The sequence below is a fragment of the Caulobacter sp. SL161 genome (assembly GCF_026672375.1).
GTDB lineage: Bacteria > Pseudomonadota > Alphaproteobacteria > Caulobacterales > Caulobacteraceae > Caulobacter.
In genome coordinates, this window is record NZ_JAPPRA010000001.1 from 3,622,163 (window position 1) to 3,634,880 (window position 12,718).

The 12,718-nt window shown below is 68.2% G+C and carries 15 protein-coding genes and 2 pseudogenes; 6 read left to right on the forward strand and 11 right to left on the reverse strand.

Going from position 1 to position 12,718, the window contains the following annotated elements:
- Positions 1-16 precede the first annotated feature (16 nt).
- Both OVA11_RS17865 and OVA11_RS17870 read right to left on the reverse strand, forming a co-directional pair.
- Entirely contained in the window at positions 17-529 is a 513-nt protein-coding gene (locus OVA11_RS17865) for an A24 family peptidase (RefSeq protein WP_010920784.1), read from the reverse strand.
- Positions 530-703: 174 nt separating this feature from the next.
- Positions 704-883: a Flp family type IVb pilin gene (locus OVA11_RS17870; RefSeq protein ID WP_268068600.1), complete on the reverse strand. Its 180-nt coding sequence runs from the start codon at positions 881-883 to the stop codon at positions 704-706.
- A 316-nt stretch (positions 884-1,199) separates the two neighbouring features.
- On the opposite strand from OVA11_RS17870, the gene OVA11_RS17875 reads away from it, so the two are divergent.
- The 3 genes from OVA11_RS17875 to OVA11_RS17885 all read left to right on the forward strand — a co-directional run bounded on the left by OVA11_RS17875 (position 1,200) and on the right by OVA11_RS17885 (position 2,824).
- Positions 1,200-1,631, forward strand: a complete 432-nt coding sequence (locus tag OVA11_RS17875) for a pilus assembly protein N-terminal domain-containing protein (RefSeq protein WP_268068601.1) — start codon at positions 1,200-1,202, stop codon at positions 1,629-1,631.
- Between the two features lie 93 nt (positions 1,632-1,724).
- Positions 1,725-2,276 (forward strand): TadE/TadG family type IV pilus assembly protein, encoded by a 552-nt coding sequence (locus OVA11_RS17880; protein WP_268068602.1) that lies wholly within the window; start codon positions 1,725-1,727, stop codon positions 2,274-2,276.
- On the forward strand, positions 2,273-2,824 hold the full coding sequence (locus tag OVA11_RS17885) for a TadE/TadG family type IV pilus assembly protein (RefSeq protein ID WP_268068603.1): 552 nt from the start codon (positions 2,273-2,275) through the stop codon (positions 2,822-2,824). The genes OVA11_RS17880 and OVA11_RS17885 overlap by 4 nt, the downstream gene beginning before the upstream one ends.
- Positions 2,825-2,932: 108 nt before the next feature.
- On the opposite strand, the gene OVA11_RS17890 is transcribed toward OVA11_RS17885, so the two are convergent.
- The 5 genes from OVA11_RS17890 to OVA11_RS17910 form a co-directional block, all read right to left on the reverse strand.
- A complete protein-coding gene (locus tag OVA11_RS17890; RefSeq protein WP_268068604.1) occupies positions 2,933-3,688 on the reverse strand; it encodes an aminotransferase class IV in 756 nt (251 codons plus the stop codon).
- The gene (gene pabB / locus OVA11_RS17895; RefSeq protein WP_442780898.1) at positions 3,685-5,013 is read right to left on the reverse strand and encodes an aminodeoxychorismate synthase, component I; all 1,329 of its coding nucleotides are present in this window, start codon (positions 5,011-5,013) and stop codon (positions 3,685-3,687) included. The genes OVA11_RS17890 and pabB overlap by 4 nt, the downstream gene beginning before the upstream one ends.
- Before the next feature lie 42 nt (positions 5,014-5,055).
- Entirely contained in the window at positions 5,056-5,523 is a 468-nt protein-coding gene (locus OVA11_RS17900) for a DUF1579 domain-containing protein (protein ID WP_268068605.1), read from the reverse strand.
- Positions 5,524-5,597: 74 nt separating this feature from the next.
- Positions 5,598-7,067, reverse strand: coding sequence for an MFS transporter (locus OVA11_RS17905; protein ID WP_268068606.1), 1,470 nt, complete (start codon positions 7,065-7,067; stop codon positions 5,598-5,600).
- Positions 7,068-7,210: 143 nt separating this feature from the next.
- Positions 7,211-7,474: a hypothetical protein gene (locus OVA11_RS17910; RefSeq protein ID WP_268068607.1), complete on the reverse strand. Its 264-nt coding sequence runs from the start codon at positions 7,472-7,474 to the stop codon at positions 7,211-7,213.
- Between the two features lie 374 nt (positions 7,475-7,848).
- Between OVA11_RS17910 and OVA11_RS19890 the strand changes: the two are divergent.
- A pseudogene (locus tag OVA11_RS19890) lies at positions 7,849-7,920 on the forward strand (hypothetical protein); the annotation flags it as partial.
- 3 nt (positions 7,921-7,923) lie between these two features.
- Here OVA11_RS19890 and OVA11_RS17915 read toward each other — a convergent pair.
- The 3 genes from OVA11_RS17915 to OVA11_RS17935 all read right to left on the reverse strand — a co-directional run bounded on the left by OVA11_RS17915 (position 7,924) and on the right by OVA11_RS17935 (position 10,620).
- A complete protein-coding gene (locus tag OVA11_RS17915) occupies positions 7,924-8,697 on the reverse strand; it encodes a tyrosine-protein phosphatase (RefSeq protein ID WP_268068608.1) in 774 nt (257 codons plus the stop codon).
- A gap of 175 nt (positions 8,698-8,872) precedes the next feature.
- Positions 8,873-9,259 (reverse strand): hypothetical protein, encoded by a 387-nt coding sequence (locus tag OVA11_RS17925; protein WP_268068609.1) that lies wholly within the window; start codon positions 9,257-9,259, stop codon positions 8,873-8,875.
- A gap of 194 nt (positions 9,260-9,453) precedes the next feature.
- Complete coding sequence (locus OVA11_RS17935) at positions 9,454-10,620, reverse strand: acyltransferase family protein (protein ID WP_268068610.1); 1,167 nt, start codon at positions 10,618-10,620, stop codon at positions 9,454-9,456.
- A 135-nt stretch (positions 10,621-10,755) separates the two neighbouring features.
- Between OVA11_RS17935 and OVA11_RS17940 the strand changes: the two are divergent.
- Positions 10,756-10,869: pseudogene (locus tag OVA11_RS17940) on the forward strand (hypothetical protein); the annotation flags it as partial.
- On the opposite strand, the gene OVA11_RS17945 reads toward OVA11_RS17940, so the two are convergent.
- Positions 10,867-11,547, reverse strand: a complete 681-nt coding sequence (locus OVA11_RS17945) for a DJ-1/PfpI family protein (protein WP_268068611.1) — start codon at positions 11,545-11,547, stop codon at positions 10,867-10,869. The pseudogene OVA11_RS17940 and the gene OVA11_RS17945 overlap by 3 nt on opposite strands.
- A 94-nt stretch (positions 11,548-11,641) precedes the next feature.
- On the opposite strand from OVA11_RS17945, the gene OVA11_RS17950 reads away from it, so the two are divergent.
- Positions 11,642-12,580: a GlxA family transcriptional regulator gene (locus tag OVA11_RS17950; RefSeq protein WP_268068612.1), complete on the forward strand. Its 939-nt coding sequence runs from the start codon at positions 11,642-11,644 to the stop codon at positions 12,578-12,580.
- Positions 12,581-12,718 lie beyond the last annotated feature (138 nt).

Below are 12,718 nucleotides of genomic sequence, written 5' to 3' on the forward strand. Positions count from 1 at the left end.
CAGCCTCGAGCGCGGCTCAACCCAGGATTCCGAGAGCCAGAGCCCCTTGGGGAAAGGCCGCCAGGGCGCCGACGGCGATGGCGACGCCATAGGGCAGGTCTCCGCCGGTCGTCCCCAATTTGCGGAGCCAGGCCGGACCGCCCGCCACGGCCGGCGCCAGCCAGCCCGAGCGCAGGCCCAGAATGGCGAAGGTCAGGACGCCGCCCGCAAGGCCGGTGTACAGCATGAACGTCAAGGCCGCCGGCCAGCCCAGCCACAGCGCGCACACCGCGAACAGCTTGCCGTCGCCCCCGCCGATCCAGCCGGCGGCGAACATGCCCATGCCCAGCACCAGGGCGCCGAGGCCCACGGCCAGGCAAAGCCCGATCTGCGACAGCGGCGCGCCGCTGACCAGGGCGGCCGGCACAAAGGCCGCGATCAGGGCCAGCGATATCCAGTTGGGGATCGTGTAGCTGGTAAGGTCCTTCAGCGCCCCGACGATGGCCAGGGCCGGAAAGATCAGCAGCAGCGGGATCTGAAGAGCCTGCATGGAGCGAAGAGACCTTGGTTGCTTACCGCTTCATTCTGGGGCGCACCCGTGAAGCAATGGTTTCTTCGCGCGACGTCTGGCAGGCGGAGCAGCAAGTAAAGACGGGCCGAAAATAAAGAAAAGGGCCGAGGCGGAAGCCTCGACCCTCTTCTTTTCGAGCGTGACGCGAGTGGCTTAGGTGCCAGCCGCCGTCGAAACCGCGGTGCCGGCCTTCGTGAAGGCGGTCTTCAGGTTCGTGCCGAGGGTCGTGACGGCGGTCACGATGACAACGGCGATCAGGGCGACGATCAGGCCGTATTCGATGGCCGTGGCGCCGGATTCATCCTTCAGGAAGCGCGTGACGAACTTGGTCATGACTTGGTCTCCTAAACCAGATCTAGTTGATTTGAGGCTCTCAAGCCGTTCGACTTGCTCACCCCCGAAAACACGATCAATTTCGCCGACTGCACTTAATGGCCAGTAAACAGCGAATAGTTTTCAGAGATTTTCTTTTGGTTTATTTGTATTTACCGTTATTTGTTCTTAACCATGCGCTCCGCGATCACAGGCAAGCCCTTTTGATTCAAGGACTTTCTCAAGCGACGCTTGGCCGCACGCCTGTGGATTTTAGTCTTTTGTTGACCAAACAAAGTGATCCTAGGGCTCGCTCGGATCCAGGATCGGAAACCTCATGCGTCGTCTTTCACTCGCCATCGCCGCCGTCGCGACCCTTTGCGGCGCCGCTGCGGGGGCTCAGACCCTGCCGCTCGAGCCGGTTTCCGCGAAGACGTCGGGCGCCGCCGTGTCGGTCGACCTGCCCGTCTCGGCCGGTCAGGCCTCGTATGTCAGCCTCGCCGGTTCGGTTCGGGACATCGTGGTGGGCGACCCCAGCATCGCCGACGTCAGCGTCGTCAATGACCGCACCCTCGTCGTCCTGGGCAAGCGGCCCGGCGTGACCAGCCTGCTGGCCTTCGGCGCCAACGGCCGCCCCCTCGCCGACCGCCAGGTGGTGGTCTCCGAGAACGGCGGCGGCGGCGTCATCGTCTATCGCGGCGCCACGGCCAGCAACTACGCCTGCGCCGCCCAGTGCACGCGCCTGGGCCAGGGCCAAGGCGTCCCCTAGGCCCCCGCCCGCACGCCTCACGTACACGCGCGTTCTAACCTGTGGTTAGGATCGTTCGACTAGCGTGCCGTTGAAAGCAGGATTGCTCGCTGCATGGCTTCACGCTCCCTCATCGCCCGCGCACGTCTCCGGCTGGCGCGTTCGGCCGGCCGCTTTGCGCGCGCCGACGAGGGCGCGACCGCCGTCGAGTTCGCCCTGGTCGCCATCCCGTTCCTGATGCTGCTGTTCGCCATCATCGAACTGGGCCTGGTGTTTCTGGTTTCGATCACGCTTGAAAACGCGGTCATCGACGCCGGCCGCACCATCCGCACCGGCGAGGTTCAGACCACCGGCGGGAACGCCAACTCGTTCAAGACCGCCGTCTGCAACCGCATGAGCTGGCTGGGATCCAAGTGCTCGAGCGCGCTGCGCCTCGACGTGCGCACCTTCACCGACTACTCGACCGGCCAGGCCTCGGCGACCAACACCACCGTGCCGACCACCATGAACTGGAACCCCGGCGCCTCCGGTTCGATCGTTGTGGTCCGCGCCTACTACACCTGGCCGCTGGTGACCCCGATGCTGAACACGGGCCTGCAAAGCTCCAACGGCAACCGCATCATCTACGCCGCCACCTCGTTCACCAACGAGCCGTACGACCAATGAGCCGTCGTCGCCCCCTCTCCAGCTTCTGGCGCGACCGGCGCGGCGTGTCGGCCGTCGAGTTCGCGCTGATCGCGCCGGTGATGATCGTGATGTACTGCGGTCTGGCCGAAGTGACCCAGGCGATGATGGCCCAGCGCCGGCTGTCGAACATCGCCTCGCAGATCGGCGACCTGGTGGCCCAGAGCAACCAGACCGGGCCGACCAAGATGGCCGACGTCTTCACGATCGGCGGTATCATCATGGCGCCCTTCCCGACCGCCACGCTGAGGATGTGCGTCGCCAGCGTCACCTCGGACGCGACCGGCCGGGACACCGTGGCTTGGTCGCGGGCCTCGGGCGCGATGACCAACTGCCCGGCCCAGGGCGCGGTGCTCACCGACGTGCCTGTGGGGGTGCTTCCGGCCAGCAAGAGCGTGATCCTGGCGCGGGCGAGCTATGTCTACACCTCGCCGATCAAGCTGGTGATGCCGGCCAGCATCACCTTCCAGCGCACCTTCTATCTGCGCCCCCGGAAGGCCGAGACGATCCTCTGGTCGACGACCAGCTAGAGCGTGAGGCCGAAAGTGGGAACCGGTTTCGGCTATTCCTACGCTCTAAGTATCTGATTTAGAGCCTTTTCAACGCCTCAAATCGATTCCGATTTCAGGCTAGAGGCTCTAGGCGTCCAGACGCGCGTTCAGCCGCGCCGCCAGGGGGTGCTCGGGCAGCGCCCGCTCCCCCAGACGCGACACGGGCCGCACGCCGATCAGGCTGTTGGTCAGCACCACCGCCTCGGCGGCCTCCAGCGCTTCGACGCCCACGGCGACCTCATCCACCGCTTCGCAGGCCAGCAGTCGCGCGCGGGTGGTCCCCGCCAGGACCCCGCAGTCCAGACGCGGCGTGAACAGGCGACCGCCCGCCAGCCAGAACAGGTTGGCCGCGGCCGCGCAGGCGATCTCGCCGCGATTGTTCAGCATCAACGCGTCATCGGCCCCGGCGGCCCGCCCCTCGGCCCGGGCCAGGACATTGTCGAGATAGGCGAGCGTCTTGAGCCGTGAGGCCGGCGAGCCCTCGTTGCGGCGCGTGGCCGCCACGATCAGCGTCGCCGGCGTCGTCACCGGCGTCGAGGGCACGGCCGTGGCGAATAGCCGGACGGCCGGCGCCTCGGGCCGATCAAGCCCGCGACCGCCCGAGCCGGCGGTGAGGGTCAGGCGGATCGCAAAGCGTCCGTGCGCCGGCGCCGCGGCGAGGACCAGACGCTGGGCCGCCTCGCGATCGAACGGCAGGCCCAGGACGGCGCAGCCGGCGGCCATCCGGTCAAGATGGGCCGGCAGGTGCGCCACCGCCCCGTCCTGAGCCAGCATCGTCTCGAACAGGCCATCGCCCAGCAGCAGGCCGCGATCGCTCAGGGGGACAGCGTCAGGTCTCGTCATTGGGTCAGCGCCGTCTTCAGGGCCGCGATCTTGGCCTCGGTCTCCAGGCGCTCGCCGCGCGGGTCGCTGTCGGAGACGATCCCCGCCCCCGCCCGGGCCTCCAGCCGCCAGCCTTCCTCGTCCTCGACAAGGCCGACGGTGCGGATCAGCACGCTGGAGTCGAACGCTCCGTCGACCCCGGCCCAGAACAGGCTGCCGCAATAGGGCCCGCGCGGCGGCTCAAGCTCGGCGATCACCTTCATGGCCTGCACCTTCGGCGCGCCGGTGATCGAGCCCGGCGGGAAGCTGGCCCGCAGCAGGTCGGCGACGCCGCGCCCCGGCGACAGACGCGCGGTGACGGTCGAGACCAGGTGATGGACGTTGGCGAAGCTCTCGACCTTGAACAGTTCCGGCGCGCGGACGCTGCCGGCCGGCGACACCCGCGCCAGGTCGTTACGCATCAGGTCGACGATCATAAGGTTCTCGGCCCGGTCCTTGTCGCTGGCCAGCAGCTCGGCGGCCAGGGCGCGGTCCTCGGCGGGATCGCGGCCGCGCGGGCGGGTGCCCTTGATCGGCTGGGTCTGGATCGCGCCGGAAGGATCCAGCTTCAGGAACCGCTCGGGCGAGTTGGACACCAGCGCCCGGCCGGGCAGCCGCCAATAGGCCGAGAACGGCGCGGGGCTTTGCTCGCGCAGGCGCACGAACAGGTCGAACGGATCGGCGTCCGCCGCCAGTCGCCCCGTCCAGGCGCGGGCGATATTGGCCTGGAAGATCTCACCGCCGACGATCCGCTCGACCACCTGCGCCACGGCGGTCTCATAGGCATCGGCGTCGCTGGCGATCAGGTCCGAGCAGAGGGGACCGGCGGGCGCCGCGCGCTCGGGCGCGGGCGTATCCAGCCAGGTCAGGGCCTCAGCGGCGCGGGTCTCGGCGTCTCCCGCAGTCTCGCCCCGGCCGACCGCGACCACCTGGCGGGCGTGATGGTCGAAGGCCAGCAGAGCCGGATAGCGAGCGCAGGTCAGGTCCGGCCAGTCGGTGCGCCCCAGCCCCAGGTCCTCGACCCGGTCGCCCAGCTCATAGGCGCCCAGCCCCACGACGCCGCCCTGGAACGGGGGGCCTTCGGGATGGCTGGGCTCAGGCGGACCGACCAGCGCGGCCAGCGCCGCGAAGGGATCGGCGCTGTCGGTGGCCGCCAGGCTCAGCGTCGCGTCGGGCGCGCGCAGCAGGTACGACCACCGCCCCGCCCCGCCGGTGACCAGCGCGCAGGCGAAAGGCTCGTCCCGGAAGGGCGCCAGCGCCCAGACCGGCTCGCGCCAGGGGGCGGTCAAGAGAGCGACATGCCGCATGAGCAGGGTGATAGCAGGGCGGCGGCGCGCCCTCCACCATCGTCACCCCCGTTCGAAGGCCATCGTCCAGTTGGTCTCCCAGGTCTGCTCCCCATCGGGCGAGAAGGCCTGCTCCCAGCGGCAATGATCCTGGTCGTCGACGAACCAGCGGAAGCGGACGCGAACCGCGCGCCCCTCCAGGGTGTCGTCGCCGAAGAACTCGCCGACCCCATCGGCGAAGCGGCCGATCATCGGCGGATCCACCGCCGTCTGGCGACCGTCAATCCAGTAGATGGTCCAGAGCCCGCGCGCCGGATCAAACAGCCTGACGGTCACCGCCTGATAAGTCCCCGCCGGCAGCTCCAGGACATTCTCGTCCATATTGCCAAGACCGCCGAGGATCTTTCGGGTCTCGGTGACGCCGGCGAAATCCTCCCAGCGGGTGGAGCCGACCAGACGTCCCACCAGACGATGGTGATGGACCCGCCACCGACCGATGAAGAAGTCAAAGTCCGCGCGGCCGTCGTCCATCATAGGCTCCCCAGTCTTCCTCTCGGATGACAGGGACATACGCAGAGCCAGTGTCAGGATCTGTCAGCAGGCGGCTAAACCTCCCGTCCGCCGCCCTTCACCGTGAAGAGGCCCAGCAGCCCCAGCGCCAGCAGGCCCGCGATCGGCACGAAGCCGGCCACCTGGCTGTCAAAGATCTTGGTGGCCAGGGCCACCAGCAGCGAGCCCAGCCACATGGTGGCCGTGCCCGACAGAGAGAACAGGCCGAAGAACGCCGCCATCCGGTCGGGCGGGGCCAAGCGCACCAGCAAGGTGCGGCTCGAGGCGTACTGGGCGGTGACGAAGACGGCGATCAGCAGACCTATGCCCAGATAGATCAGCTCCGGCAGGGTGCGGAACAGCGGGCCGTCCCAGACGACCGGATGGGTCGCCGCGTCCCAGCTCCAGAAGAACAGGATCTTCTCGCGCCCCATGCCCAGGGAGCTGAGGACCAGCACGATGCAGGCGGCGATCTCCAGCTGGAGGGCGCGCTTGGGCCCGAGCTTGCGGTCCAACCACGGCGCCAGCAGCCCGCCCAGCACGCCGAAGATCGACAGCGAGATCCCGTAGGCCAGCATCTCCAGCTCGCCCCACTGCATCAGCCCCGCCGCGAACAGGCCGCCGAAGATCAGCAGCGCCGTCATGCCGTCGCAATAGAGCATCCGCGCAGCCAGGAACTTGGCGACGTCGGCATGGCCTTTCAGATTGCCGAAGGTGTCGATGAGCAGCTTGAAGCCGTCCTTCAGCGCCGCGACGAACGGCAGACCGGTTCGCGGGGCGTCGCGGGTCCACAGGAAGAACGGGATCGCACCCAGCAGCATGACCGCGCCCGCCAGCGGCCCGACGATACGGCTGGGCTCATGCTCGGTCTGGCTGAGGCCAAACAGCGGGCCGGCCGGCACGAACGACCACGACACCTGCCCCGGCAGCACGAAGGCCCACATCACGAAGATCAGCAGCGCCACCGACAGGCCGTTGGCGGTCGCGTAGCCCAGGCCCGACAGCACCGGCTCCTGACCCTTCTCGGCGGCGCGCGACAACAGCGAGTTCTGCAGCACGTCGCCGCAGTTGTAGATGACGCCCAGGATAATCAGGAACAGGCCGATCAGCCCCACCGGCAGCCCGCCGGGCGTGGCCCACCACAGCGCCATCAGCAGGGGGACCATGATCGCCAGGCCCATCGCCATCAGCGGCTTGCGCGGTCCGTAGCGCTCGATCGAGGCGCCCAGGATCGGGGCCAAGAGCGCGGTCAGCAGGCCGTAGGTGGTGGAGATGTCGGCCACCGTCGCCTGCCCCTTGACCGGATCGCCGATCAGCACCCGCGAGAAGTACGGCGCGAACACATAGATGGTGACCAGGATCACATAGGGGTCGCGCGTGCCCTGGTGCAGGATCCAGCTGAGCGCCCCTTTGGACAGCTTGCCGGTCGGCGGCGGCGTGAGAACGTCTTCCCTGCCCTCCGCGCCGGCGACATCGCTCAGGCCCGGAGGCGTTCCCGCCAACTCGCTCATACCCCAAACCCCCAAGAGCGGCCCTCTGGCGGGACCGTCCGGCGAGGTTGGCGGTTAAACGCTCGTTTGTCACCTTACGGATTGAGCGGGGCGGTGAGCGGACATGGCGGATGTCGGTGAAGGGGGGATGTCGGACGTCAGAGCCGCCAAGCCTGCTGTCAGCGAGGGCACCAGTCGGCGCGAGGCGAGAAGATCAGTTTCTTTTTCGCCTGATAGTTCTCAGGTCCAAAGCCCTCGAAGTCAATGTACGGAATGAACGCTTTGACGCTTTCACCAGGACTGACCCGCGCCGCATAGCAGCCACCGATGCAATAGCCGCCATTCCATTCGGCTAACGGAAATTGCCTTTGCGAAGTCCGCACCGAGACATAGTCTTTCGCCCAATCCACCTTTCCTTTTTGGTTGGGCCATTGGTCGGACACGAGGCAGATCCTGCGCTTTGAGTGTGATGTAAGTTCTAGGTCAAAGCGTTCCGCGTTTGGGTTGTCGTAGGTGGAGAAAGTGAAGTCCACTCCAGCGACGGGTTCGCCCCTTGGTCCCGCTGTTACACACGCGGCTGTTGCTGCCGCCGCGACCAAAATGCCCAAAATCGATCGCCACATGCGCGAGAGCTCACCGCGTTTTCTCCCTATGTGAAGTCAAGAAGGAGGCGACTGCAATGGGTCGTGAGCAGCGTCTAACGCTCCTCCAGAAACCCGACCTTCCCGGCGACACGTCAGTGCGGCGAAGCCAATGCTGGGATCCAGATCGAGCCCGCCAGTCGCTGTCCGATAAGCGCCGCGTGACGTCGCATCATCCCCAGCCGCCCCAGATGAATCTGGACCCCGGCATTGGCTTCGCCGCACTGACGTGTCGCCGGGGATGTCGGAGGCTACAGCAGGATATGCGCCGCCACCGCCTCGCGCGTCGTCTCATCCAACCCTACGGCGTTTTCGAGGTAGCCGTCCAGCGAGCCGTACTGCTCGTTGATCGCCGCAAACGCCGCCGCCAGGTAGCGGGCCTCCACGCCCATGGCCGCCCGCATCGCTGCCTCGGTCGGCCGCTTGCCGGTCATCTCGAAGATGTTCTTCAGGAAGATGTGGCCGCGCCGCTCGAAGCGGGTCGGGTCGTTGGTCAAAAGGTAGTCGTCGATGACGTCGTCGTCCGAGACGCCGGCGATATGGTGCGTCAAGGCGGCCAGGATGCCGGTGCGGTCCTTGCCCGCCGCGCAGTGGATCAGCACCGCGCCCTCTCCCTTGGCCACTGCCTGGAAGTAGCGGCTGAACAGATCCAGGTGCCGCTCCTTAAACGGGGCGCGGCGGTAGTACTCGTCCATGTAGGCGTGGATCGACTCCAGCGACAGATCCGACTCCTTGAGGAAGGTGTGCCAGGGGTCCTCGCCGGTCATGCCCAGATCGTTGTCGATGACCTGGGCTGAAAAACCGTCCCACCGCCGCGACGGCGCGCGCTCGCGCTCGTTGGGGCGACGCAGGTCCACCAGGGTGGCGATGCCCAGCGCGGCCAGATGCGCCAAGTCCTCGTCCGTCGCCTCGGCCTGGTGGGCGGCGCGGAACAAGACGCCCTTCTTCAGTCGTCCCGCGCCGGCGGCGTAGTCGCCGAAGTCGCGGAAGTTCTCGACGCCTTGCAGGGGGATCAGTCTGGTCATGGCTGGGTGACTTAGCGAATGGGCGAGACTGTGGAAAGCGCCCCCTTCGTCACGCGGCCTTGCCGCGCGACACCTCCCCCGTTGCACGGGTGAGGAGGACGCCGCTCCCCTCCTGCCCCGCTTGCGGGGGAGGTGGATCGGCGCATAGCGCCGAGACGGAGGGGGCGTCGCGATCTCACCACCACTTGGCCTTGCGGTCCTCGGCCGTCGCCGGTTTGGCGCGCCACAGGAAGACGAAGTTGCGGTGCTCGGCCCAGGTCTGGCCCTCCAGGCCGCTCGCGCCCTGGCAGACGCTGGTGTGATAGGGCCCCGCGCCGTCGGTGGTGCGGAAGCTGGCGCAGGTGCGGCCGCCGGCCGTCTTCCAGCGACCGGCCAGGATCTCGCTGTCATAGAAGCTGCCGGTCACCGTACCGTCGGCCTCGAGCTTCAGCGTCATACCCTTGTAATAGGGCTCGGCCGGCGTGGCCGACAGGTCGACGACCCAGTCGCCGGCCAAGGGCGCGGGCGTTGCGGCCGCCTGCAGGGAAAGGGCGAGCATCAGGGCCAGCATGGGCGTCTCCAACGGCGGTCGATAACGCCGTTACGCGCCGGACCTGACCTTGGATGTTCCAGCCACCGGTAGCTCTAAAAACCGCGTCATCCCGGGCGGCGCAGCCGACCCGGGACCCAGGGGGTGAAGAAACTCAGTGCGAGCCGCCCCTGGGTCCCGGCTCTACGCGCGAAGCGCTCCGGCCGGGATGACACCAGGAGAGGACCCTACCGCCGCAACAGCGGCTGGATGCGGTCCTGCAGCGGCTGATCGATATAGCGGTGGAACAGCCACGCCCCGCCATAGGCCAGGGGGAAGCCGGCCAGCCACATCAGCCACTGCCAGCCGATGCCGATCGGCACGGTGTCGATCAGCTTGTGGACCGCGCTCCAATAGATCACCCCGACGAAGATGTGGGTGATGAACAGGGCGAACGACAGCTTGGCCCCCTCCTCGATCCACCGCTGCGGACGCTTGACCGGCAGGCGCCCGGCGCCCAGCACGATCATGGCGATGGCCAGCAGCGAGGGGGCGTCGAACAGCAGCGGATCGGGCAAGGCGTAGCGGTCCAGCGGCTGGGTGATCACGAGCAGGGCTACCCCGCCCCACAGCAGGGCGTGGGCCGCGCCTTCCGAGGGCCAGCGCATGTCGACCGTGCGCGCCAGACAGACGCCCAGGATGAACAGCGGCAGGGCCCGGACCACGCCGAACTGGAACCGCAGGTCCGCCAGCCCCTGGTCGAACACGGTCTCAGCCAGCACCTCGAAGGCGGCCAGGATGACGAGGCCCAGCAGCGGCAAAAGCCAGGCGTGGCGGATCTTGCTGACCGCGCGCCAGAAGCTGGGGAACAGGGCGTAGCAGACGATCAGCGCCGACAGGCTCCAGCTGGGCAGGTTCCAGCCGTCGCTGGGAAAGCCCCAGGCGTGGATCAGCAGGGCCTGCGGAACCAGCTGGTCCCAGGCAAAGCGGCTGGGCTTGTGGGCGTCGGTGCCGATGGCGTTCAGAACCACGACCAGCACCGCCAGCATGGCCAGCACCGCCAGGTGCCCGGGCCACACCCGCGCGGCGCGGCGCACCCAGAACTGCGGCGTGGTCAGCCGCCCGCTCAGGGTCGAGGCGCCATAGGCCCGGCCCAGCACATAGCCCGACAGGATCAGGAAAAAGTCGGTGGCGAGAAAGCCGCGCGAGAACACCTGGGCGAAGCGCTCGATCCGCATCGGGCTCTCGGCGCCATAGTGGTAGACGACGATCAGCAGCGAGGCGAGGAAGCGCAGGAAATCCAGCGCCCCACCGCGCACGTTCTCCTTGGCCGAAACATGGCTGACCGACTGAGCCGTCGGCTCGGTCGCAACGGGGGTCCCGTCGGAGGGAATCTGGGGCGGCGCGGCGGTCACGCTCGCCGCATAGCAAAGCCCGTCCGGAGGCGGAAGCCGTCACCCGAACCTCGTCTTGCGCTATGGCGTCGCGGACACGCGGTGACGGGCGTGAAGGTGGGATGAAACGCCCTCTCCCATGGGGAGAGGGTTGGGGTGAGGGGGTACGGCGTCCGACAGAGCGCCGGCACGCGGTCAGACCGCGTAACCCCTCACCCTCCCACCGCTTCGCGGCGGGCCCCTCCCTCTCCCTCTGGGAGAGGGAACCTACAACACCCCCGCCGCCGCCTTCGCGGCCGCGACGCGCTCGTCCATGCCCTTGCCGTAGATCGCCGTGATCCGCTCCAGCACCGCAGTCGGCGCGGTCTCCGGCCGTCCGGCGTTGAACGGCGGAGCCGGCGCATACTCCACGGCCAGCTGAATGCCCTGAGCCATCTCGTCGCCCGCCAGTTCGGCGATCAGGGTCAGGGCGAAGTCGATGCCCGCCGTCACCCCGCCGCCGGTGATGTAGCGCCCGTCCCGCGCCACCCGCGAGGCGTCGGGGATCGCGCCGAACAGCGCCAGCTGGTCGCGCCAGGCCCAATGGCAGGCCGCGCGCTTGCCCTTGAGCAGCCCCGCCGCCCCCAGCACCAGCGAACCGGTGCAGACCGAGCAGACATACTTGGCGCCGTCGGCCAGCCGGCAGATCTGCGCGATAAAATCAGGATCGCCCATCGCCTGGGTCGTGCCAAAGCCGCCCGGGACGATCAGCACGTCGCAGGCCTCGATATCCGACAGCTTGGGCAGGCGGGCGAAGACCAGGCCGTCGGCCTCGATCTCGCCGCCCGCCAGGCTGGCCACCGTGACCTTGGCGCCGGGCAGGCGGCACAGCACCTGGTGCGGTCCTGTGAAGTCCAGGTGCGTGACACCCGGGAACAGGGCGATCACGATCTGCAGGGTCTGGCTCATGCGATGGTCTCCGTCACAATCGAGTGTGAAGATGACTCGACGGGGCGCTGGCGGAAATGACATAGTTCCCGCAATTTCAGCCAAGGCGTCCGCCATGCCCCGCGCGATCGGCTTTCTCGTCTATCCCGGCTTCCAGTTGCTGGACGCCACAGGCCCGATCGCGGCGTTCGAGATCGCCGGACGGCTGGCGCCCGGCGCCTACAGCCTGCATTTTCTGTCGCTGCGCGGCGGCCTGGTCCCCAGCACCTCGGGGATGGTCGTGCAAACCAGGGCCCTGGCCGAGGCGCCGCCGCTCGACACCCTGCTGATCGCCGGCGGCGACGCGGTGAAGGTTCCGGCCAGTTGCCCCGAGACCCTGGCCTTCGTCCGCGCGGCGGGGCGGCAAGCGCGCCGCGTCGCCAGCGTCTGTTCGGGAACCTATGTCCTGGCGGAAGCGGGCCTCTTGGACGGCAAGCGCGCCACCACGCACTGGAGCCGGACCAAGGACTTCCAGCGCCGCTATCCGAACATCAGGCTCGAGCCCGATCGCATCTGGGTGCAGGACGGGTCGGTGTGGAGCTCAGCCGGCATCACCGCCGGCATCGACCTGTCCCTGGCCCTGATCGGCGCCGACGAGGGCGAGGCCGTGGCCCGCCGCACGGCCCAGCAGTTGGTCGTCTATCACCACCGCCCCGGCGGCCAGTCGCAGCACTCGGCCCTGATCGACCTGCGCCCCGGCCGCTTTGACGCCCTGCTCTCCTGGGCCCGCCAGAACCTGTCCGAGCCCCTGAGCGTCGAACAACTGGCGGGTCGCGCCGCCATGAGCCCCCGCAACTTCGCCCGCCTGTTCGCCCAGGAGACCGGCGTCACCCCGGCCAAGGCGGTCGAACGCCTGCGCGTCGAGGCCGCCCGCGCCCTGCTGGACAGCCAGCCGCTCCAGGTCGAGGACGTGGCCCTGGAGACGGGCTTCGGCGATCCCGAGCGCATGCGACGGGCCTTCATCCGCGCGTTCGGGCAGCCGCCGCAGGCGCTGCGTCGGGCGCGGGCGGGGTAGCGGGGGGCGGGGCGGGGCTATCGACGCCCGCGATTCATGAAGACGACGATGAACGCCCCACTGATCGCCACGAGCACCGCGATCCAGCTAGCGGGTGTGAAGTCGGACATCGGCGCCTCCGTGGGAGGTAGTGGAAGC